A 22,615-nucleotide genomic window follows, 5' to 3' on the forward strand; every position below is an offset into this window, starting at 1 on the left:
ATAGTTATCCACAATTAATGCGGATAACTATGGATAAAACAGTTGCAATTTAGAGAAATCACTCTAAATTAACGGGCAACCAGTAAGGGAACTTTGGCATTCCTAAAAATGGTCGTTGCAATGCTGCCCAGAAAGAACTGATGAATTTTACTGTGGCTAAATGCACCGAGCACAATCAGTTGTATACCATGCTCATTTTGGTATTCCAGAATATTCTCAGCCACGTCGCCATAACGATATTCTGTAATCACATCCAAATTCGCATCTTTCAAATACTGTTCAGGCTCTCTTAAAATTTCAGGATGGTCACCGACATAGACCAAATGGCATTGTAAGAGGCGCAGTAGATCACTTTGCGCAATCCGCTTCATCATCTTCACACACGTCGGTGAATACTCATAAGCAAAAATGAAACGCGTAGGCGGTTTAAAGCTATCACCTACCGTCATGACGGTACAGTTTGCACCACGGATAAAGTTCTCAACATTACTGCCCAATGGTTTATTGCGTTCAGCCGATTTCTCACCCACACGCCCAATCACCACAATGTCATCTTCATGCAATAAGTTAAAACTTTGCTCTAGAAAGTCACCCTTTTCTTGAATATTCGTTGTATGTAGGCCATGCTTTTCGAGAATGAGTTTAGAAATATGATCAAGTAAATTATTGCTATAACTGAGCGCAAGTTCACTTTGTTTTTGCTCTAATTCAGCCAGTTCTTTGAGCAACATTGCATTACTTTCAAATCCAATTACCCCACTAATTTCACCTAAGTGATAACTTGCGGGATAATAATCCAAAACTTGTAAAAGAACTAATTCCCGCCCCGTCTGCTTTGCAATCCACGCCGCAGCCTCTGCTAGAGCATTGATACAAGGTGAAGAATCAATACATGCAATGACTCGTTTCATTATCGCCTCTCATTACACCGCACTTGGTATAAGGTCTCATTGTTGTTCTAAACTTAGCATATCTTTTTTTTTGATGGCAGGTTTTTATGTAATTAAGTATTGATAAATGTTCAATATTCTTTGATATCTTAATCACGTAAACGAATAAACTGTGCAGGATTGCCAGCAACAATCGATTGCTCGGCGATATCTTTAGTCACCATGCTATTCATCCCCACCACAGCATGTGCACCTATTTTCACCCCATCTTTCACGCCCACATGTGCCCCCAACCAAACATCCCGACCAATTTCTATCCCTTGTGAACGCACAGGCTGTTGATAAATCGGATCACTGAGTGCCATACCATGATCAAAGGCATATAAGTGACAATAAGCCGCAATACGCACTTGATCATGTAACTTAATCCCCACACGACCACCATCTAAAATACAATGGTGGTTGATCGCGACTTCGCTGCCAATCTCTAAAGGCCCATGCAAAGTACAATCGGCAGCAATAAAAGTGTTGTCCCCAATGACAATTTTGCGGCCAGGCTCTGCAAATATGTGTGCCAATGGAGAAATAAAACAGTTTTGACCAATTTCAACGGTTTCCATTTCCATTAGATAAGCTTGGTATTCTTGCTGCCATACTTCAGCCCACTCACGGTTTTTAGGCTTGAGCGACCAATACAACCAGGGCATATAATTTAAGCGATGCTTATGCTGCTCACGATATTTTAATAAGGGATCAGTCATGATGGTCATCCACAATTTTTAACGCTTCACGCCCACGCGTTATGTCTTGTATTTTAAGTCTGAGCGCTTTAATCTGATGCATTTGTAAGAATGCTTCTACAATTACGCCATTAGCAGTATATTGCTCATTAAATTCAATCTGCTGGCTATTCAGCTCATACTGGAAAATCGCCCATTCATTAAATTGGCAGGCAAAATGCACTTTTTTCTTCTCAATGAGCTCTATTTTTTCAGCCAACAGTAAACACTGTCCTGCAGTTCCACCATAAGCACGTACCAGCCCGCCTGTGCCTAACTTGACGCCACCATACCAACGATTGACTAAAACCAAAACATTGGTTAGTTCATTGCCTTCAATGGTTGCTAAAATAGGACGACCTGCAGTACCAGAAGGTTCACCGTCATCATTGAAACGAACATTGTGGCCAATTTTCCATGCCCAGCACTGATGCGTGGTGCTGATATCTTTATATTGCTCTAGAAAATCTTTAACGGCTTGTTCATTTTCTACAGGCACAGCAAGAGCTTGAAAACGACTTTTCTTAATGTCTTCTTCATAGCTCACTAAACTAGAGATGGTAAATGGCATAGCGTAATTTTTAAAAATTTCACAAAAAATTATAACGTATTTTCAATCAGCTAGCGTATGAAAAAGGCTTTTCGCTTTAAGTCCACACAAAATAAAGAGATATGCATATTGTGTAGCATGCTGAAAAAGCGATTTCAAAAGGATGGCAGAGCGCGCAGTTTGAATATAAGGGAATGCCCTATTATTAATTCAATACAAAGCGATGGATTAAAAATATAAGAGGGAAATCTGCGCCGATTATTTTCATTGACGCAGAAAAAGCTTATACAGTGAAGTCATCACCAAGGTAAACTTGACGCACGGTTTCATTGGTTAAGATTTCATCTGGAGAGCCTTCAGCAATCACCGCACCCTCACTCACGATATAAGCACGCTCACAAATCGCCAAAGTCTCACGAACGTTATGATCCGTAATAAGAACGCCAATACCACGGTCTTTTAAGGTGCGAATAATATCTTTAATGTCACCCACTGAAATTGGGTCAACCCCAGCAAAAGGTTCATCGAGTAACATAAATTTTGGATCGGCTGCCAGCGCACGCGCAATTTCAGCACGGCGACGTTCACCACCAGACACACTCATACCCAATGAATCTTTAATATGGCTAATTTTAAAATCGGCCAGCAATTCATGCAAACGCTGTTTACGTTGTTCTTTGTTCAGGTCTTTACGCGTTTCCAAAATCGACATAATATTTTCAGAAATGGTCAGTTTTCTAAAAATTGAGGCTTCTTGAGGTAAGTAACCAATGCCTTTACGCGCACGTTCATGCATGGCCAAATCAGACATGTCTAGGTCATCAAGATGAATTTCACCTTTGTCCATACGCACCAGTCCAACCACCATATAGAAGCTGGTGGTTTTCCCTGCACCATTGGGGCCAAGTAAACCTACGATTTGTCCGCTTTGCATGCTAAAAGATACATCTTTCACTACCCAACGCTTACTGTAGTTTTTCGCAAGATGCTTAATACATAGGGTTTGTGGCTGATTGAGAGTTTGCTCCATTAGTCACGCGCTCCTGGGAAGGATTGAGAACTTGAAGGTGGAATCACAATTTGAACACGACCACTCGACGAACCACTGTTATTTGGTGTACCAATCGCTTCGATATCACCTTTGTTCATACTATAACGTAATGTATTACCGCGAATACTAGCACCATCTTGTTCTAGAAGTGCGCTGCCGGATAAGGTAATAATGCCTGTTTCTGCATTATAAATAATTTTTTGCGCCTGACCTTTGGCAATACCTTTATTGGTACTGACTTGCTGCTGGAAACGTGCAGGCTTACCATTGGCCGTAATGGTGCTAATTTGACGGGTTTGATTTAAATTGGCAACAATCGAATCCGCTTGTAGTTTCATCGTACCCTGTTCAATGATGACATTGCCTGTGTACGTCGTAACACCCGTTTTTTCATTAAACGTTGCTCGATCTGCCACCAACGAAATCGCTTTACTACGGTCACTTGGCAATGCCAAAGCAAAAGTTGAAACAGCCACGCCTAAACTCAGTGCAAGTGTTTGCTTGAGGAAAGTTTTCGAAATAGAAAATTTTGGATTATGGTTCATACTTCCCTCGAATATGGAAAAAGTCATATTGACCCGTATTTAAATTCGCTTTTAAGCCCTGACTGACAAATTCAGCTTGTGGCGTCGTAACAACCACTTGATGCTGAGATTCAAGTTCACGCGTCTGTGGAAACGCAGTCAGTTCTGCGGTGTCAAACTGCATCTGACCTTGATCCAACATTTTCTTTGCAACCACTTGGTTTGTCAGAACGACTTTTTCGTTGTCGTTGATACCATTGGCTTGCTTGGCATAGAAAGTCGCATCCACTTTTCCATCTTTATACATCTCAGCATTTAAGTTCTCTAACTTAGAGGTCTTCTTTTGCATGTCCTGCTCAAGACGATCTACTTTTGCGCGGACGTATAAATTACCCTGCTCATCTGTTTGAGTCAGTTGGATCTGCTCAGCAGAATAGGTCATGCTTTGCGCACCATCGACCTCGAGCTTTTGCCCTTTTCCGCTGTAATAGTAATAACCACTACTGATAGCCGCAATGGCTACAGCAGTGATATATAAAACTTTAGTATCCATAAATGTTAACTAAACTCTCATGCATGCATACAGATTAATGCGGGACTGCGGTGTACTTTTCAAGTAAAGTTTCGTATACACCTTTGGCTTGTAAAATCATATCGCAGATTTCGCGTACCGCGCCACGTCCACCCATCGCTTGAGTTACCAAATCGGCACGGCGACGTACTTCTAAATGACCATTTGGCACGGTCACTTTCATGCCTGCAATGGCAAATGCAGATAGATCAGGCCAATCATCACCCATGTATAAACAATCTTCGGGTGAAATACTAAATTTTGCACAAGCCTCACGCAGTGCAACACCTTTGTCTTCACGGCCTTGATAGACAAGGTCCACGCCCAAATCAGACATCCGTTTTTCTACGATCTGACTTTTACGTCCTGTGATAATAATCACTTTCACACCAGCTTGCTGAACCAGTTTCATACCTAAGCCATCACGGATATCGAAAGATTTAATTTCGTCCCCCGAGTTGGTCAAAGTCACAAAACCATCACTTAAAATACCATCAACATCCAAAACTAGAGCTTCTACATAACGCGCTTGTTCTAACAAAATATAAGAAGCCATTTTTTAATTTACCCCAGCTTGAATCAGGTCATGCATACTCAAAACACCAATGACTTTATTGCTCTCATCAACAACGACAAATTGGTTAATTTTCTTTTCATTCATTCGCTCTAATGCTTCAACAGCACGTGCTTCCGGTGAAATCGTCAGCGGGCTCTTAATCATCACATCAGACACCGCCAAGTTCACATCAAAACCTTGCTGTTTATCAATCAAACGGCGTAAATCACCATCAGTAAAAATCCCCAATAGATGATCATTGTCATCCACAATTGTGGTTAAACCTAGGCGTTTGTTAGAGATTTCGTACAGAACTTTGTTCATTGCTGTATCTGGAGACACTTTTGGTAGCTCATCCCCAGTGTGCATTAAATGTTTCACATGCAATAACAAGCGTTTACCCAAAGCACCTGCAGGATGCGAGCGTGCAAAGTCATCTGAAGTGAACCCGCGTGCATCTAACAGTGCAACAGCCAATGCATCACCCAAAGCTAAAGTCGCCGTTGTACTCGATGTTGGTGCTAGACCTAATGGACACGCTTCTTGAATATTGCCCAATGTCAGCGCCACATCAGCATTCTGTGGCATCGGCCCACGCTCATCCCCACTGATGGTAATTAAAGGCACACCCAAATATTTGATCAAAGGCATCAGCATCATGATTTCATCACTCTTACCTGAGTTTGAAATCGCAATCAGCACATCACCTGCAACCAACATCCCTAAATCACCATGCCCCGCTTCACCTGGATGCATAAAGAATGATGGTGTACCTGTAGAGGCAAAGGTGGCTGCCATTTTTCGGCCAATATGCCCTGATTTCCCCATGCCAGTAATGACTAAGCGACCTTTACACTTTAGGATAATTTCACAAGCACGGCTAAAACGATCATCGATTTGCTGAGCAAGTACCGAGAGTGCCTGACGCTCTATCTCTAGTGTTTCTAAAGCAACTTTTTGGAAATCAATGGGATTTGACATATTTTCAGAATTCAACTTTGTTTTACCTGAACCGTGTGACGAAATGAAACGTCAGCACATAAAAAATAATTTTCGCAATTTTATCATATCTCTGTAGACAACTAGCGCGGAAATCTTTGGATTTTCACAACATATCTACAAATGTGTTTTGCCTATGCTGGAAGACCTTTGTTTCAAATGTATATAGCTCATTTCCTTTTTATTCTTTTTTCTTTCGGCAACGCATGACTGCACAGTTTTCACACTGAGAGACTCTTATATATCCCCTAACTTAAGTGAAATAAAAAGTAGCCACCACAAAACTAAAGAGTGTCGCTAATTCAATCATTTCAATACTGGCACCAATGGTATCTCCCGTCACACCGCCAATACGCTGTATAAATTTACACCGCAAATACCACAGTACCAGATAAAAAGTGGCAATCACCACAGTACCAACCCATGCCCAATACAAAGCCACCAAAGGCATCAGCAGTAAAAGTGCCATTGCAATTGGTCGTGCTAAATGTTGGCTCAACTGACTGCCGAGTCCTTTATCGCGCACATAGTCTGTACTTAAAAAGAAGAATAGCGGTACGAGACGTCCTAAGACAGGAAATAAAATGAGTGCGCTATAACACTGCTGCTGCAATAACACATACAGTGCAGACCACTTTAATATGCATACCATAATAAGACTGAGTACACCTATAGGCCCACAACTCGGATCTTTCATGATCTCAAGTGTGCGTGCTTTATCGCCAAAACCACCAACCCAAGCATCTGCGGTATCGGCCAAACCATCCAGATGCAAACCACCCGTCAACCAAATCCATAACACCAGAATCACACTGCTTAACAGCACAAGTGGCAAAGCATGCAATAACAGGGCGATCCCATATAGAATTCCTCCCATAAGCAAACCCACTACAGGATAAAACAACAATGCCTGCGCATTTTGCTGAGGCGTTGGCATTACGCTTAGGCGAACTGGAAAGGTCGTTAAAAACTGTAATGCAATCCAAAACGGTGTCATTACACGTCCTCACTTTGAATAAACTGAAACTGCCCTTGATCGAATACAAAGCAGTTCAACTGCCCTAACTCTGCTGACATTTTTAAAAGATCATTATCATGCTGTTTCAGCGCTTGGCATTTTAAGAGTTTAATCACTCCACCATGGGAAATAATCAATGCGCGTGTCCAGCCCTGCGCATACATTTGCTGGGTCAAGGTCTCTATAAACTCTAGAACGCGGCTTTTAAATGCCATTAAACTTTCCGCCTGAGGCGGGGTAAAGCTTAACGGCGTTTGCCAAAATTGAGCCAATTCATCTGGGTAGAGTTGATAGAGTCGCTCAGTCGACTGAGCCTCCCATTCCCCAAAATCCATTTCTTGCAAATTCGGTTCTATAAACAAAGGAAGCTGTTTTTGCTCCGCCCACTGCTCTGCAAATAGACGGCAGCGCTGTAATGGTGAGCTATAAATAACATCCCACGCCTGCCCAGTCTGCTCAGACTGGGTGATGGTAGATCGCATTTGCGCCCAACCCTTCGCAGTCAAAGCATCATCCGTTCTACCCCGTAGAGTATGGCTTAAGCTAGTTTCGCCGTGGCGTAGGAAATCTAAATACAACATCCTTAAACTTTCTCACCAATCACGGCTGCTTCAGCAAATGTTGCCATCTCATTGTGTAAGCGACAGGCTAACTTGATCAGACCCAGTGCAGCCCCTGCGCCACTCCCCTCACCCAAACGTAGGTTCAGCTTCAATAAAGGCATCGCTTTAAGTTCTTCTAACAAACGGACATGACCATATTCAGCCGACTGATGCCCAAAAAGCATCCAAGCGCGAACATCTGGATTTAAACGTACTGCGAGCAAAGCCGAAACAGTACTGATAAACCCATCCACCACCATCGGCAGACCCAATTGCGCACAGCGAATATACGCGCCTGTCATGGCTGCGATTTCAAGTCCACCCACGGCACATAAGGCTTTAAATGGATCGTTCCCGACATATTGGGCATGAAGTGCAAGTGCTTGATCAATCACCTGTTTTTTATGTATCAATTGTTCAGTACGGATACCCGTTCCAACACCCGTGAGCTTTTCAGCGGGTTCAGCCAATAAAAAACAAGCCACGGCTGAGGCTGAACAGGTATTTCCAATGCCCATCTCACCCGCGACATAGATATCTGCCCCATAAGCGATAGCATCTTCTACACTTTTTTGCCCCAAAGCAAAAGCTGCTTCACATTCAGCTTCAGTCATGGCTTGGGTTTGAGCAAAGTTAGCCGTCCCCGCGCGGATGCAGTGGCGTTCAACCCCGACATATTCATACGCTTCACCGACTGAACCACAGTCGATGACTTGTAATTTGGCTTGATACTCTTTGGCAATCACACTAATACACGCCCCGCCAGTTGCGAAGTTCTGCAACATTTGACGCGTCACCGCTTGTGGATAGGCAGAAATATTTTCTTCCATCACCCCATGATCACTTGCAAAAATCGTAATCCATGGACGGTCAATCTTGGGTTTTACAGTGTTTTGCAAACTGGCTAATGTCACTGCAACCGATTCAAGCTCCGACAACGAGCCTGTCGGTTTGGTCAACTGTGACTGGCGTGCTAGGGCTTGAGCCAATACAGCCTCACTCGGACTTTGACATGCTTCTAACCACCAACTCACACTTGTTCTCCTTTTAAAATCATTGGAAATCCTGCTAGGCAGAACACCACTTTATGAGCGATTTGACCTAACTGCTGATGCAACCGCCCTGTTTCATCAACAAAACGTCGGCTGATTTGTCCCATTGGAACTACACCTAAGCCTGTTTCATTGCTCACTAAAATTAGCTCGGACTGTAAACATCCTACAACCTCTAACAACTTCTGGCATTCTTGAACTTGCAAATCGGGGTCAGTATGCATCAGTAAATTACTCATCCATAAGGTCAGGCAATCGACCAAAATGGTTTGGTTTGGACGGTCTAATTTGACCAACTGCGCTGCAAGATAAATGGGTTCTTCACATAGTCCCCAATCTTCGGGTCGTTGTTGCTGATGGTGTTGAATACGCGCTTGCATCTCCCCATCCAATGCTTGTGCAGTTGCCACATAAACCACAGGCTGCGCCAACTGTTGTGCAATCTGCTCCGCCAAGCGGCTTTTCCCCGAACGTGCACCACCTAAAATCAGTTGCATTACGCATTCCCCAACTCAAACTGTGTATGTGAAAACAATGACCCTTGTAGTACATGGGACTGATAAAAACCAAACGTGAGCTTTGAGACATTTAAGCTATAGCTAATATCTTCAATTTCAGCCATCCGTGCCAATACATGATCACTACACACTGCTTCACGGTATAGACCTAATGTAATATGTGGACAATAACTCAATGCTGCGACTTCCTGCGAGGTTTGCAGCAATGTCTTTCTAATTTTATCCAACACGCCTGCGGTATCATCCACTTTTAAAAATAAGGCACTTTCAAAACTATTTAATCCACCTATCTGTAACTGAAAAGATTCTAGCTTTAATTTTTTAAGGCGTTCAAGCTGCTGATTCAGTTGCACTCGACTAAAGTCATCCGACTGTGTTGCCTGTTCTACCCAAAAACCTGCAACAAATAAAGTGATATGAAACTGCCGTTGATTTGGTTGATAAAGTAAATCTGAGAACTGCTCACGAAGCTTTGTTAAATAGCTGATCAAAACGGGATCATCCACTTCAATATACCAAAGTGCATAGCGTTCTCGCCCCAAATGCCATTCAGGATAGTCTCGAGCTTCGGTCGGTACGACAGTGCTATGGGGTTGAAGAAACACAATTTTATTCACAAATGAAGATGAATGATTTAAGCATATTTTTGTCAAAATTATGGTTTGACATACCAAGATAATTTCACATTTAAATGAATTATTTTCAATACACTCAAATTACAGGCATAAAAAAACCCCAAGTTGAACTTGAGGTTTTTTTAAATTTTGGAGCGGGAAACGAGACTCGAACTCGCGACCCCAACCTTGGCAAGGTTGTGCTCTACCAACTGAGCTATTCCCGCAATATGGATGTGCATTATAGAGAGTTTCATCAAACTGTCAACACTCTATAATGTAATTGCTGAATTAATCAGCACGGCGCCAAATTGTCCCTTGGCGAGTGTCTTCCAAAACCACACCTTGATCCAATAAGGACTGACGAATTTCATCCGCTTTGGCAAATTCTTTGGCTTTTTTCGCATCTTGACGTTGTTGAATCAAATCTTCAATTTGCTCTTCAGACAAAGCCAAAGCCTCTTGCCCAATATCAGACTTCAGGAACTCTTCAACATTGTGCTGAACCAAACCTAGAATATTGGTTAAATGACGTAAAGTTGCATAGTAAATCGCCGCTTGTTCCGCTTGTTGCTCTTTCACGGCACGGTTCAATTCTTTGTTCACTTCAAACAATACCGCAATGGCCTCAGCGGTATTGAAGTCATCACGCATGGCACTGTTGAAACGCTCAAGCAATGTTTCATCTAAGGTATCGACTTGGGTATCGCCATAGACTTGTTGATAAGCTTTGAATGAATGATAGAAACGTGACAGCGCTGTTTTTGCTTCTTTTAAAGCAACATCAGAGAAGTTCACAGGGCTACGATAGTGTGATGACACAATGAAGTAGCGAATCACTTCAGGGTGGAACTTATCCATCACATCACGAATGGTAAAGAAATTGCCCAATGACTTCGACATTTTCTCGCCATCAACGTTGATGAAACCAACATGCATCCAATAGTTGACATACTGCTCGCCAGTTGAAGCCTCAGACTGTGCAATTTCATTTTCATGGTGCGGGAACATGAGGTCTGAACCACCGCCATGAATGTCAAAATGATTCCCTAGGCAGCAAGTCGACATCGCAGAACATTCAATATGCCAGCCCGGACGACCTTTGCCCCATGGCGAAGCCCATGCAGGTTCATTTTCTTTGGCATGTTTCCAAAGTACAAAGTCAAAGGGATGTTTTTTCTCAACTTCAACATCGATGCGTTCAGATGCACCCGCTTGCATATCTTCCAGTTTACGTCCTGAAAGACGACCATATTTAGCGAATTTTTCCACTTGGAAATACACATCACCATTGGCAGATGGATAAGCTGTGCCCTTTTCAACCAAATTACCAATCATGCTTTGCATTTGATCAATATAATCCGTCGCACGCGGTGCTTCGTCTGGATGTAAGCAGCCTAAATTTTCAGCATCTTCATTCATCGCTTGAATAAAGCGATCTGTCAGCTGCGTAATCGACTCGCCATTTTCATTGGCACGTTTAATGATTTTGTCGTCAATGTCGGTAATGTTACGTACATATTTCACGCTCCAACCTTGGCTACGCAGGAAGCGAATAATATAGTCAAATGCAACCATCACGCGCGCATGCCCAATATGACAGTAGTCATACACCGTCATACCGCAGACATACATATCAATATGCCCCTCAACACGAGGTACGAATTCTACTTTTTTGCGTTGCTCTGAGTTATATAGAACAAATGGTTGCATAGCGATTCAAAAGACTTCAAATATAAGAATGGATTATTTTAACCTAAGCATTATTTTTCATAAAGTTTTCAGAAGATTTTTCTTTCAATTATCTCGCCACTTTCATTCATACTCAACTGTTACTAAATTTCCTTTATTCAAATCTTAAAGAGATTTATTAGCACTACATGACACACTTTGCTAGGGATGAACATGTGCATGCTCGCAATGCTCATGGCTATGAGGTTTTGGCGCTTCATGATCTGTTCGAATACAACAGCCATCGACATACTGACTGGTGCCACCCACATAAAACTCCTCTTTCCACACAGGAACTTCATGTTTCACCCGTTCCACCGCTTCCTCACATACTTACAAGACACCAAAAATAAACTCGCCGATCGTAAAGATGTAGAGCGTGCGAAAGTCTTACTGATGCAATTACATGGACTATCTGAAGATGATGCCTTTCAATTGCTGCGTAAAAATGCCATGAGCCACCGTATGACGATCGGTGAAATGGCAAGACGTCTGTTGGATGTTCAACAGCTTTTACAATCTCAACTCAAGGACTAAGTCATGGCTCAACTCGAAAAGTCATAACTTCATCTGGGCTATATCCCACTTTTAGACTGTGTCTCTTGACTATGGGCTAAAGAACGTGGTTTTTTTGAGGAAGTAGGCTTAGACGTAAGCTTAGTCAAAGAAGCGTCTTGGGCAAGCTTAAGAGATCGTTTGGCTTTTGGTTTCCTAGACGCAGTACATTGCTTATCTGCCATGTTGCATGCTGCTACACTCGCTCAGGATCAACTCGGTATTCCGCTACAACCCCTCTTGTCTTAAGTTATAGCTAAATTCTAAAAACCCTAGCACATGGAAACATCTGTAAAACCTCATTTCCTATGGTTTTAGGTGTGATAATAAATTAAGTATTCAGCTATATATAACAGTGCTTTTATTAGCTTAAGCCAAAAACTATGCTATGCATTCGATATCAAAAAAACTGACGATGCAGCCACCACTGCACAGAAATTTTTAGCGCCATGCAGCATGAACAGTATGTATCTTCCGATTGCCCATGTGTTTAAGCAGGCTATTCATCATTATTGTTTACGTGAGTCGTTGGCATTGGCCAATCCTGAGTTTGCCAAACGCGTACATCTCCGCACTTTACCACCGCCCTATATGGTGGAAGCCATTTCAAATCAATTGATCGATGGTTTTTGTGTTGGGAAGCCTTGGAACACACAAGCGGAAATTCAAGGCTATAGACAAATCATTGCGACTGGCTCTGACATTATTCCTCACGTCGCAGACAAAGTACTGGCTGTGACTCAAGAATGGGCTATTTCCAATCCTAATGCACTTGCAGCCCTCGTCCAAGGCATCCAAAAAGCACAAGTTGAACTTAAACAAATGCAATATCTTGAGCTTGTTTAGCAAGTCTTGGTCGATTCGATTACAACATCATTCGCTTTGCGTGTCCAGCAAGTGTTCACGTCGGAAAATATCACCTGATTCAGAACATCATTCGTGGTTTTATTACCGAACAAGCCCAGCCTCAAGTTTCACATTTTGTTTGGCTCATACAGCAAATGCAAAAATGGGATGATGTAAATTTAGATGGTGATGAACTTCGCAGTATTAGTGAAAATTGCGTCATTCAAACAAAGATTTGATTGTTAAATTATTACTATATGTTACTTAATCCGTAATTACTCACTATTTTGAAACATTTATTCTAAATAATATTTTTAAGTAAATCAGTGCTCTAACTTTACTGCCACTTTACTAGATATTTTTCTTTAGCTTCCATTTATCTGAGCGTGCTATTTACTCATGCGAAAAGCACGCTAAGATCTTTTAAAACATGAAAACAATAGATAAATGATCTTCATCACCACTTCTTTTTTAAACGTCAAACTAACTTAGGGACAGCGGGGTGTATTATGTTTACCGAGGAAAATCGACATGTTTCTTTATTACATGCGATTAACAAAATACTGCTTAAAGACTGGGATCCACTGCGAATCTATCGCAATCCTGCACTACAAGATGATTATGAGGAATACTTACCCAGTTTATTCCGGTTCATTTGTGAACAAGCCAGTGAAACTGAAATTTTTGAATATTTATGGTGGGTGGAAAATAAGGTTATGGAAGTCAAAGGGAATAAGACCCATACTTTAAAAATTGCACATTTGTTGAAAGATTTACAGGAAGACTAAGCCGAGTTTACGCCTGTAAATACTCAATCAAATCGGTCACCATGTTGCTGTTGACGCAATACTCTTAAGTCTGCAAGCCCAGTATAAATTTCTGCTGCAATCAAGTCGCGGAACTGCTGTAACTGTTCTAGGTTTTCAATATGCATCAAACTTTGTCTAGGCATAAACTTAAAATAAAAAGGCACGCGTTTCGGAATCAAATGTTTCGGTAAAGATGGAATCACCTCCCCTTTACGCAATAAGCGATTTAACTGCGGCACTTGTAGCAACTTTTGAAAATATTGGTGCTGAACCACTTTATTAGCATCAAAGCCAATATCAAAGACTTCATCTCCCCCCAAAGCAGCAAATGGTACAATGTCATAGCCAAATTCTTGAGCGAGCTTTAAAAAGCCGTAGCGCTGTTTCCAAATCAGTTGGTACTGTTCGCCCTCACGTTTTAGAACTTCGCGTCCGCCACCAGGAAAAACCAAAATGGAATAGCCTTGTTGCATGGCTTCACGCACATAGGCTGGGACACCATCGACTGCACCAAATTTTTTCACCACACTGCGCCACAGTGGCAAATAAAAATGACTATGATCAGCAATACTGACCACAGCCACTTGATGCTCATTGTAGAAATAATCAATCAACATAGGTGAATCAAGCACACCATACATAGAATGATTTCCTACATACATTGCAGGTTGTGATGCATCTAACTGTTCAGCACCGATAAATGTCGGTGTGAAATAGAGTTTGGATAAAGCACTCAGACGTTTAATCCATTTTGCATCATGCTCAACCTGCAACATACGGGCTTATGCGACGTGTTTTTTCACAAGCACAGCTCCAACAGAGTAACCTGCGCCAAATGAACACAAGACACCGTATTCACCGTCATTGACTTGGTCTGCTGTGCGATGCAACGCAATAATGACGCCTGCTGAAGAGGTATTTGCAAATTCATCTAAAATGATCGGTACTAAATCAGGCTGAGCATTTTCTTTGCCTACAACCAATTTCAGAATCAGCTCATTCATGCTGGCATTGGCTTGGTGTAACCAAAAACGCTTCACATCAGTCGGTGCAATGTTGTTTTTCTCAAGTTGCGCTGTAATCATTTTGGCAACCAGTGGACAAACTTCTTTGAACACTTTACGACCGTCTTGAGCGAAACGATTGTTTTCAATCTCTGCATCGACTTCACTTAAGTTTAGGAAACCAAAGTTATTGCGGATGTTGTTGGAAAACTGTGTGAATAAGTTAATGTCTTCAATTTCAAAACCAGTTTTGCTGTTGGTTTCTTCAATGATTGAAGCCGTTGCGACATCACCAAAGATAAAATGGCAGTCACGTGAACGATAGTCTGTATGACCAGAGGTGATTTCTACATTCACCAATAATACACGGCGTCCGCCTGCTTTGATTGCATCATAGGCTTGTTTAATACCAAAGGTTGCTGCCGAACATGCCACGTTCATGTCATAGGCATAGCCTTGAATACCCAATGCTGTTTGGATTTCAATTGCAACAGCGGGATAAGCACGCTGTAAATTAGAGCACGATAAAATTACCACATCGATATCTTCTGCAGTTACGCCTGCATTTTCCATCGCTTGTTTTGCAGCGATCACACCCCATTCGGCTTGAATCGAGAGTTCATCATTTGAACGTTCATGTAACAATGGACGTAAACGCTTCGGATCTAAGATCCCTGTTTTCTCAACCACATAACGACGTTTTACACCAGACGCTTTTTCAATAAACTCTGCGCTTGACCCACGACGGGCTTCCAACTCACCCGAAGCAATTTTGTCAGCATTGTCTAGGTTATACTGTTCCACATAAGCATTTAAACTTTCAACTAACTCTTCATTGGTAATGATGTCTTCAGGATGATAAAGACCCGTACCTGTAATGCGGATGCCCATGTAAAACTCCTTCTTTAAATTACCTATATCTTAACTGATTCCAAGCTTTTCCCATACTTTTTGCAAGCGAGTCGGAGAAATGGGCATCTTTGTCTTCATCGGTTGAGAGAATAAAGAAATCCGAAACTCCTCAACCATGAAATACAATTCTTTAAGGCGAGTGTCATTTTTAAACTTAAATAATTTTTCCATCCACGGGTCAACTTGATCAATGGCAGAATTATCCCTCTGTAGGTTATTGGGCAGGCGCTCCAAACGCAAGACCAATGCTTTCAAATATCGAGGAAATTCAAGCCAAATGTCGGAAGATTTTACATAGACAAAGTTTGATAAGCACATCAAATCTAGCTGATCTTCAACATCATCAATATTTTTTCCAAACACAGCATCATCTAAGACCAACAGTTTTCGACGTATATCCTGCCATTGAATATAGATCTCTGTCACATCTGCAAGTGCTTTTTGCCCATGAGTAAGAAAATTTTTTTTGACATTTGCAAGCAAGTTTTCAAACTCTTGTGCATTGACCGGCAGTTCATTGATCGACATTTGCAGTGTGGCATAAACTAACATTTGCTCCAACTGCGCCTTATCGCCCAAAGGTGAATACGCCAATTCCAAAGGTTTGGAAATTTGTTTTTTCAACTGACGGACCAAATCCCCCAGTTGTATATGCACCAAACGAAGTACACCCTCACGGTGCTGTTTAATCGCCTCAGCTTGATCATTAAAGGTCTGAATCACCACACCAGACTCATCCTTTTGTTCCAGTGCCGCAAATGCCTTGGTTGGCACCAAAGCTTGATACTGCTTCACCACCACACCCGCCACTTTTTGTGATGCTGCAAACACAAAACTTTTAGGGAAAGTTTGGAACTCACCTTTGAGCTGTTTGACTGGACTATGAGTTTCTGTTCGACAGCGCGCTTTTAACTCAGACAAGTCACGACCTTGTTCAATTACACGGCCTTTGTCATCCATCACTTTAATCAGCGGCAACAAATACTGTTCGACCCGCTCAAAGCTAAAGTCTTTTTCAGTGATTTGTTCGCCACGTAACTGGAAGGCTAAAAAACTAAAAATATGCTGTTGTAAATGCATCGCATCTACTTTCGCCATTAGCTTTGCAGCCGTATCAGGGATAGGCACCAAATGACGACGTTTATCTTTAGGCAGTGCTTTGAGTAAGGCTTCCATTAAATCCTGACGCCAACCAGGAATACCCCAAGACCACAAGTTTTCATCCACCTGGGGTAAGGCTTGCAACGGAATTTTCACTGTTGCACCATCTTCGTCATGGCTTGGATCAAAACGGTAACTGGCCGCAAGGCGCAGTTCGCCATTGCGTAAAAAATCGGGAAACTGCTGCGTGGTTGGACGGTCGTTCATCCACAACGCATCATCATCGATAAATAAATAACGTGGGTTTTGCGGTTCAACCGTTGCGCGCCAGTCTTCAAAACTACGACGGCTTGCCACCTCTTCAGGCACTTTAGCCGCATAAAACTGGTAAATAGTCTCTTCATCCACCACCAAATCACGGCGGCGTAGCTTATCTTCGACCCGCTCTACTTCTTCAAGTTTAAGCAGGTTGTGTTTTAAAAAGGGTGGAGTAATGCCCAAATGCCCTGTCGTCAGCGCATCTCGAAGGAAAATTTCATGTGCTGCAACATGGTCGACTTTTTCATAGTTGATCTGACGTTTCGGCTCAATAATTAAGCCAAATAGTGAAATTTGGTCATAAGCATTAACCACACCTGCTTTTTTCGACCAGTGCGGCTCAAAATAGTGGTGCTTCAGCAAATCACCTGCTGCAAGCAAAATCCACTCAGGTTCAATTTTTGCCAGTGTCCGAATATAGACCTGTGAGGTTTCTACCATCTCAAAAGCCATGACCCAAGGCGTATTGGTCTTATGTAAAGTAGATGCTGGAAAAATGCGGGCTTTTTGCTGACGCACAGCCATAAACACATTGCGCTCATCGGTTTTATTGGCAATAAAAGACAACAAACCTGTTAAAAGCGCACGGTGTAAATTTTCATAATTGGCTTTTTTCTCATTAAAAGACAGCTTTAAGCCTTTTGCTAAATCGACCAATTGCTCATGAGTTTTCTTCCATTCACGTAAACGCAACCAGCTTAAAAAATGATTACGCGCAAAAGTACGACGTTTGTTTTCACTCATATCCCGGTTGGCAACCAGTGCTTCCCAAAGTTTGATATAAAATAAAAAGTCAGAATCGGCTTCACGGAACAACGCATGTTTTTGATCTGCCTGCATTTGTTTATCTGCAGGGCGTTCACGTGGGTCTTGTACGGCCAAAGCGGCAACGATTACCAAGACTTCATTCAACACACCAAAATGTGCCCCACCCAAAATCATACGGGCCAGACGTGGGTCAATTGGCATTTTGGCCATCTGTTGACCAATTTTGGTTAAATCTCCTTTACCTCTCCCTTTGGAAAAGGGGGATTGAGCGGGATTTTCTTCAGATGAATCTCCCCCGCCCCCTCTTTTCAAAACAGGGGGTTTACTTTTCTCCGTCATTGCCCCAAGTTCAACCAACAACTTACGACCATCGTTAACTAAACGATGATCTGGCGGCTCAATGAAATCAAAATCTTCTAAAGCTCCCAGCCCTAAACTTTGCATCTGCAAAATCACTGAAGCTAAGTTCGTTCGCTTAATTTCGGGTTCGGTAAACTCTGGGCGACTTTGAAAGTCTTCCTCAGAATACAAACGAATACATACACCTGGAGCAATACGACCACAACGACCTTTACGCTGATTTGCTGCGGCCTGAGAAACCGCTTCAATCGGTAAACGCTGTACACGTGAACGATAGTTATAGCGAGAAATACGCGCAAAACCACTGTCAATCACATAACGAATATTGGGTACAGTCAGCGCTGTTTCTGCAACGTTGGTGGCGATAATAATGCGTCGCCCGCCACCTGATGGATTAAAGATTTTTTGTTGTTCAGCTAAGGCCAAACGCGCATATAAGGGTAAAATTTCTGTATGCCGCGGCCCATGCTTTTGCAAAGTTTCTTGTAATTCACGAATCTCTTGTTCAGTGCTGGCAAAAATTAAAGTATCGGCATATTCAGGATGGCCTTTTTCTTGTGCATCCCTAAAACATTCCTCTACAGCTTGCACGACAGCACGAGGTAGATTTTCTTCAAAGTCATCAAACTCATCATCATCACTACCAACAATGCTCATTTCAGAGACTGGGCGATAACGTAGTTCAACTGGAAAGCTACGACCTTCTACTTCAAAAATAGGTGCATTGTTAAAGTACTGACTAAAACGGTTTACATCTAAAGTTGCAGAAGTGATGATGACTTTTAAATCTTTACGGCGAGGCAAAAGCTGTTTGAGATAACCCATGATAAAGTCGATATTAAGCGAACGCTCATGTGCTTCATCAATAATAATGGTGTCGTATTTATTGAGATAACGGTCATTGGCCAGTTCTGCCAGCAAAATACCATCCGTCATTAAACGGACAATAGAATCCTGGGATCCTTGTTCATTAAAACGAACTTTAAAGGAAATCGACTCTCCAAGTTTCTCACCAACTTCTTCCGCAATACGCTGGGACACACTACGCGCAGCCAAACGACGTGGCTGTGTATGACCAATCAGACCGGTTAAACCACGACCCGCCAACATCGCAATTTGCGGTAGCTGCGTGGTTTTACCTGAACCCGTCTCCCCTGCAACGATAATCACTTGATGCTCTTGAATGGCATCAATTAACTTATCTGCATACTGCGTAACAGGCAGGTCTTGGTTAAGTTTAATATTCGGAATGCGCTCAATACGCTCTAGAACTTTTAAATGCGACTGTTCAAATAATGCTTGATATTGCTTTTCGTTGGCATCTTTTCCTTTTTTGAGTCGATTTAAACGATGACGGTCTTTGACCATCACCAATTGCTCTATATTTAAAGGACGCTGCACAGAAAAAATACCCACATCAAAAACATCAATCGCTTAGTTTACGTGGTAATACCGCGAAGCGAAAGTACAGCATAATTTTTTAATTTTAACTTTTTTCAAAAATCCCCTTGAATTTTAAGCCTAGGGACATCATGTCTGTAAATGAGTTGCGGAATAGATGATTTTGTCATTTGGTCATCATATTTATCATGCTAAATGAACAGAATGATCACATTCGCTGAAATAGTCTGGAGTAAGATTCGGTTTTTCCGATTCTCGTAATGTAAAAATACTGTTTCAGCAATAACAAAAATTTCGATAGCCTATTCAACATTAAATACAAACCCCAATCATGGAGACAATGATGAGCTTGATTAATACTGAAGTAAAACCATTCGCAGCTACTGCATATCACAACGGTCAATTTGTTGACGTAACTGAAGCAGATCTTAAAGGCAAATGGTCTGTAGTATTCTTCTACCCTGCTGACTTCACTTTCGTTTGCCCAACTGAACTTGGTGACCTTGCTGACAACTACGCTGAATTCCAAAAATTAGGCGTGGAAATCTACGGTGTTTCTACTGACACTCACTTTACCCACAAAGCTTGGCACGACACTTCTGAAGTTATTGGTAAAATCCAATACCCATTAATCGGCGACCCAACTTGGACTCTTTCTAAAAACTTCGACGTTCTAATCGAAGCTGCTGGTCTTGCTGACCGTGGTACTTTCGTAATCGATCCAGAAGGTAAAATCCAGATCGTTGAAATCAACGCTGGTGGTATTGGCCGTGATGCCCAAGAATTACTTCGTAAAGTTAAAGCAGCTCAATACGTTCACACTCACCCAGGTGAAGTTTGCCCAGCTAAATGGAAAGAAGGCGAAGCAACTCTTGCTCCTTCAATCGACCTAGTAGGTAAAATCTAATCTAAATTAGATTGAACACATAAAAAACCACGCTTTTTAGCGTGGTTTTTTATGAGCAAGATAACAGTACAATATGACAAAAAAGAGAAAGCATAAAACAATAAATATCTATCCTTTTACGTCTTACATGATTCATGACTAGAATTCAGTGCGTGTACCCGCTACAGTAGAATGAATACATGTAACACATTGAAGAAAAAAGATGACTTATCAAGTTCACATAATTGATGTGAAAAACCAACTCCAAAACTATATTTGGCTACTGGAACACAGCTCATCAAAGCAAGTCGTGGTGGTTGATCCAATTGAGGCTGGATTAGTTGAAGATTATTGCACTGAAAATGGCTTAAATATTGCTCAAATTTGGCTGACTCATTGGCATAAAGACCATATTGGCGGTGTCTCTGACCTGATTGCGAGTCGGAATATTCCTGTGTATGGGCCACGTGACGAATTATCTAAAATTCCATTCATCACCCATGCATTGATGGATGATGACTATTTTTCATTTCATGATTTACATGTCGACGTTTTAGCAGTTCCAGGCCACACACTGGGCCATATTGTGTACTTTATTGAATCTATCCAGACTTTATTTTGCGGTGACACTCTGTTTGCTATGGGCTGTGGGCGAGTGTTTGAAGGTACACATGAGCAGATGTACCATTCGCTCAATCGTTTAGCGGCTTTACCTGCCGAAACCAAAGTCTATTGTACGCACGAATACACGCTCTCTAACGCGAAGTTTGCCATCCATGTTGAACCAGACAATATCGCCATTCAAGAACGCTTAGACCGTGTGGAAACCATGCGCTATTTGGGGCAATGCACCCTTCCTAGCAGTATTGAGATCGAACTCGAAACCAATCCTTTTTTACGTACAGAAAATGTTGAAGAGTTTAAACGACTGCGTGATCTGAAGGATCAATTTTAATTGGTCTTCGCCTTCTAGAGACTGCTGACTAACGCAGTCTCCTATTATGTATGTATGCTTCTATTGAGTTAAAAAGATCAGTTGGGCTTCTACCCTTAACCTTTGCGCTCTCAAAATTTCAACCAATGCAGTTTCAACCCACACAATGCCAGAATCGAATGATCACGAGCAAGGCTGTTTGAGAATACTATCTCAAAGTATCTAGCCTTTGAAAAAAATCATTACATTTCTATTTACGACAAAATACTTCTCTATCACGAATGCACATAACTCCATTGTATTGAGACTCATCTCAAAATATTATTATTTTTCATCATGATAAAATTATTTTAAACAATGAAAAACTCTCGTTTATGCTTTCTATACGTTTTCGCCTTAGTTTAGATTGCTTTAAAAAGAGACAAAAACAAAAATATATAAAAAAATCCCCTTTAAAAAAGCGTGAAATATCCCTATTAATAATTTATCAGTGAAAAAGGAATATCCTCGTGAAAAAAGTAGTGAAAGCAAAAAACCTCATCGCCTTTCGTATTTGGCTAGAGAAATTAGGTTATTCAGTTAAAACCTTAGCAGACAACCGTGGCTTTACTTTTAGCTTTAAAAAAGAATATGGACTGGTGACTTGCGACCTAGCGGGCAATAACTTGGCCATGCAGCTCGGTGAAGAATTCGAAGACCATTTGAAAGCCTAAATTGCTCCATACTTACTTCGCGTGATGAATCAAAATTTAGCCCCTTAAAGGGGCTTTTTTTATATATGAATCATCTATTAAATTTCAGGCAATAAAAAAGCAAGGCGTTATACCTTGCTTCATTACTGATGGTGGGGACGGAGAGACTCGAACTCTCACACCTTGCGGCGCTGGAACCTAAATCCAGTGCGTCTACCAATTTCGCCACGTCCCCATCAGGGTGCTAACTTTGCGTTAGACTTTAAGTTGGCAGAGGATCAAGGATTCGAACCTTGACGAACGGTTTTGGAGACCGTCATGCTACCATTACACCAATCCTCTATTGCCTTATAAACCATCTTAATTCAAATGATTTATGGTGGGGACGGAGAGACTCGAACTCTCACACCTTGCGGCGCTGGAACCTAAATCCAGTGCGTCTACCAATTTCGCCACGTCCCCAATGGCTGTGTATATTATAGCGATAGACACTATATGACAAGCGCTTTTATAAGCAATCACCCGCTTTTCTGTCATAAAATCAGCAGTTGAATCTATTTTTATGTTCTATCTG

The 22,615-nt window shown here is 41.7% G+C and carries 21 protein-coding genes, 4 tRNA genes and 3 pseudogenes; 6 read left to right on the top strand and 22 right to left on the bottom strand.

All coding sequences use genetic code 11. The features are described from left to right. Positions 1 to 68 precede the first annotated feature (68 nt). The 16 genes and pseudogenes from ACG9ZB_RS06090 to ACG9ZB_RS06165 all read right to left on the bottom strand — a co-directional run. A complete protein-coding gene (locus ACG9ZB_RS06090; protein ID WP_125273461.1) occupies positions 69 to 911 on the bottom strand; it encodes a universal stress protein in 843 nt (280 codons plus the stop codon). Positions 912 to 1,039: 128 nt separating this feature from the next. After that, positions 1,040 to 1,651, bottom strand: coding sequence for an acyltransferase (locus ACG9ZB_RS06095; RefSeq protein WP_184118261.1), 612 nt, complete (start codon positions 1,649 to 1,651; stop codon positions 1,040 to 1,042). Further along, positions 1,644 to 2,240, bottom strand: a complete 597-nt coding sequence (locus ACG9ZB_RS06100) for an IMPACT family protein (protein ID WP_419324852.1) — start codon at positions 2,238 to 2,240, stop codon at positions 1,644 to 1,646. The genes ACG9ZB_RS06095 and ACG9ZB_RS06100 overlap by 8 nt, the downstream gene beginning before the upstream one ends. A gap of 262 nt (positions 2,241 to 2,502) precedes the next feature. After that, complete coding sequence (lptB, locus tag ACG9ZB_RS06105; RefSeq protein WP_419324854.1) at positions 2,503 to 3,249, bottom strand: LPS export ABC transporter ATP-binding protein; 747 nt, start codon at positions 3,247 to 3,249, stop codon at positions 2,503 to 2,505. After that, complete coding sequence (gene lptA / locus ACG9ZB_RS06110; protein ID WP_010327067.1) at positions 3,249 to 3,815, bottom strand: lipopolysaccharide transport periplasmic protein LptA; 567 nt, start codon at positions 3,813 to 3,815, stop codon at positions 3,249 to 3,251. Before lptA ends, lptB begins: the two co-directional genes overlap by 1 nt. Next, the gene (lptC, locus tag ACG9ZB_RS06115) at positions 3,805 to 4,347 is read right to left on the bottom strand and encodes an LPS export ABC transporter periplasmic protein LptC (RefSeq protein ID WP_419324856.1); all 543 of its coding nucleotides are present in this window, start codon (positions 4,345 to 4,347) and stop codon (positions 3,805 to 3,807) included. The genes lptA and lptC overlap by 11 nt, the downstream gene beginning before the upstream one ends. 34 nt (positions 4,348 to 4,381) lie before the next feature. Beyond that, positions 4,382 to 4,921 carry a KdsC family phosphatase gene (locus ACG9ZB_RS06120; RefSeq protein ID WP_419324858.1) on the bottom strand — a complete coding sequence of 180 codons (540 nt, stop codon included), beginning with the start codon at positions 4,919 to 4,921 and terminating at the stop codon, positions 4,382 to 4,384. Positions 4,922 to 4,924: 3 nt separating this feature from the next. Beyond that, positions 4,925 to 5,902: a KpsF/GutQ family sugar-phosphate isomerase gene (locus ACG9ZB_RS06125; protein WP_058869901.1), complete on the bottom strand. Its 978-nt coding sequence runs from the start codon at positions 5,900 to 5,902 to the stop codon at positions 4,925 to 4,927. Between the two features lie 271 nt (positions 5,903 to 6,173). Continuing rightward, a complete protein-coding gene (locus ACG9ZB_RS06130) occupies positions 6,174 to 6,917 on the bottom strand; it encodes an adenosylcobinamide-GDP ribazoletransferase (RefSeq protein ID WP_419324860.1) in 744 nt (247 codons plus the stop codon). Beyond that, a complete protein-coding gene (locus ACG9ZB_RS06135) occupies positions 6,917 to 7,519 on the bottom strand; it encodes a histidine phosphatase family protein (RefSeq protein ID WP_419324862.1) in 603 nt (200 codons plus the stop codon). Before ACG9ZB_RS06135 ends, ACG9ZB_RS06130 begins: the two co-directional genes overlap by 1 nt. 2 nt (positions 7,520 to 7,521) lie before the next feature. After that, entirely contained in the window at positions 7,522 to 8,574 is a 1,053-nt protein-coding gene (gene cobT / locus ACG9ZB_RS06140; protein ID WP_419324864.1) for a nicotinate-nucleotide--dimethylbenzimidazole phosphoribosyltransferase, read from the bottom strand. After that, positions 8,571 to 9,089 (bottom strand): bifunctional adenosylcobinamide kinase/adenosylcobinamide-phosphate guanylyltransferase, encoded by a 519-nt coding sequence (gene cobU, locus ACG9ZB_RS06145; RefSeq protein ID WP_419324866.1) that lies wholly within the window; start codon positions 9,087 to 9,089, stop codon positions 8,571 to 8,573. Before cobU ends, cobT begins: the two co-directional genes overlap by 4 nt. Then, positions 9,089 to 9,727, bottom strand: a complete 639-nt coding sequence (locus ACG9ZB_RS06150) for a 2'-5' RNA ligase family protein (RefSeq protein ID WP_419324868.1) — start codon at positions 9,725 to 9,727, stop codon at positions 9,089 to 9,091. Before ACG9ZB_RS06150 ends, cobU begins: the two co-directional genes overlap by 1 nt. A 148-nt stretch (positions 9,728 to 9,875) precedes the next feature. Then, a tRNA-Gly gene (locus tag ACG9ZB_RS06155) sits at positions 9,876 to 9,951 on the bottom strand. 64 nt (positions 9,952 to 10,015) lie between these two features. Then, positions 10,016 to 11,437 carry a cysteine--tRNA ligase gene (cysS, locus tag ACG9ZB_RS06160; RefSeq protein WP_419324870.1) on the bottom strand — a complete coding sequence of 474 codons (1,422 nt, stop codon included), beginning with the start codon at positions 11,435 to 11,437 and terminating at the stop codon, positions 10,016 to 10,018. Between the two features lie 180 nt (positions 11,438 to 11,617). Beyond that, positions 11,618 to 11,785 (bottom strand): annotated as a pseudogene (locus tag ACG9ZB_RS06165) (molybdenum cofactor biosynthesis protein MoaE); the annotation flags it as partial. Positions 11,786 to 11,803: 18 nt separating this feature from the next. Here ACG9ZB_RS06165 and ACG9ZB_RS06170 point away from each other — a divergent pair. The 3 genes and pseudogenes from ACG9ZB_RS06170 to ACG9ZB_RS06180 all read left to right on the top strand — a co-directional run. Then, positions 11,804 to 11,992 (top strand): annotated as a pseudogene (locus ACG9ZB_RS06170) (ANTAR domain-containing response regulator); the annotation flags it as partial. A gap of 33 nt (positions 11,993 to 12,025) precedes the next feature. After that, positions 12,026 to 13,095: pseudogene (locus ACG9ZB_RS06175) on the top strand (ABC transporter substrate-binding protein). 270 nt (positions 13,096 to 13,365) lie between these two features. Beyond that, positions 13,366 to 13,644, top strand: a complete 279-nt coding sequence (locus ACG9ZB_RS06180; RefSeq protein ID WP_419324872.1) for a hypothetical protein — start codon at positions 13,366 to 13,368, stop codon at positions 13,642 to 13,644. A gap of 23 nt (positions 13,645 to 13,667) precedes the next feature. Here ACG9ZB_RS06180 and ACG9ZB_RS06185 read toward each other — a convergent pair whose 3' ends face one another. From ACG9ZB_RS06185 to hrpA, 3 genes are read right to left on the bottom strand one after another with little or no spacing between them, the layout of a single operon-like run. Further along, positions 13,668 to 14,441, bottom strand: coding sequence for a 1-acyl-sn-glycerol-3-phosphate acyltransferase (locus ACG9ZB_RS06185; RefSeq protein ID WP_419324874.1), 774 nt, complete (start codon positions 14,439 to 14,441; stop codon positions 13,668 to 13,670). A 6-nt stretch (positions 14,442 to 14,447) separates the two neighbouring features. After that, positions 14,448 to 15,560 carry a beta-ketoacyl-ACP synthase III gene (locus ACG9ZB_RS06190; protein WP_419324876.1) on the bottom strand — a complete coding sequence of 371 codons (1,113 nt, stop codon included), beginning with the start codon at positions 15,558 to 15,560 and terminating at the stop codon, positions 14,448 to 14,450. A gap of 30 nt (positions 15,561 to 15,590) precedes the next feature. Next, positions 15,591 to 19,529, bottom strand: a complete 3,939-nt coding sequence (hrpA, locus tag ACG9ZB_RS06195) for an ATP-dependent RNA helicase HrpA (RefSeq protein WP_419325038.1) — start codon at positions 19,527 to 19,529, stop codon at positions 15,591 to 15,593. Positions 19,530 to 19,872: 343 nt separating this feature from the next. Between hrpA and ahpC the strand changes: the two genes are divergently transcribed. The 3 genes from ahpC to ACG9ZB_RS06210 all read left to right on the top strand — a co-directional run bounded on the left by ahpC (position 19,873) and on the right by ACG9ZB_RS06210 (position 22,062). Then, positions 19,873 to 20,436 (top strand): alkyl hydroperoxide reductase subunit C, encoded by a 564-nt coding sequence (gene ahpC / locus ACG9ZB_RS06200; protein ID WP_419324878.1) that lies wholly within the window; start codon positions 19,873 to 19,875, stop codon positions 20,434 to 20,436. Between the two features lie 202 nt (positions 20,437 to 20,638). After that, positions 20,639 to 21,370 carry a hydroxyacylglutathione hydrolase gene (gene gloB, locus ACG9ZB_RS06205; protein WP_419324880.1) on the top strand — a complete coding sequence of 244 codons (732 nt, stop codon included), beginning with the start codon at positions 20,639 to 20,641 and terminating at the stop codon, positions 21,368 to 21,370. Positions 21,371 to 21,858: 488 nt separating this feature from the next. Continuing rightward, positions 21,859 to 22,062: a hypothetical protein gene (locus tag ACG9ZB_RS06210; RefSeq protein ID WP_004696295.1), complete on the top strand. Its 204-nt coding sequence runs from the start codon at positions 21,859 to 21,861 to the stop codon at positions 22,060 to 22,062. 129 nt (positions 22,063 to 22,191) lie between these two features. On the opposite strand, the gene ACG9ZB_RS06215 is transcribed toward ACG9ZB_RS06210, so the two are convergent. The 3 genes from ACG9ZB_RS06215 to ACG9ZB_RS06225 all read right to left on the bottom strand — a co-directional run bounded on the left by ACG9ZB_RS06215 (position 22,192) and on the right by ACG9ZB_RS06225 (position 22,503). Then, positions 22,192 to 22,276 (bottom strand) — tRNA-Leu (locus tag ACG9ZB_RS06215). Positions 22,277 to 22,309: 33 nt separating this feature from the next. Beyond that, positions 22,310 to 22,383 (bottom strand) — tRNA-Trp (locus ACG9ZB_RS06220). 35 nt (positions 22,384 to 22,418) lie between these two features. Continuing rightward, positions 22,419 to 22,503, bottom strand: a tRNA-Leu gene (locus ACG9ZB_RS06225). Between the last annotated feature and the right edge of the window lie 112 nt (positions 22,504 to 22,615).

It is taken from the genome of Acinetobacter johnsonii, from assembly GCF_048551975.1.
Taxonomy (GTDB): Bacteria; Pseudomonadota; Gammaproteobacteria; order Pseudomonadales; family Moraxellaceae; genus Acinetobacter; species Acinetobacter johnsonii_A.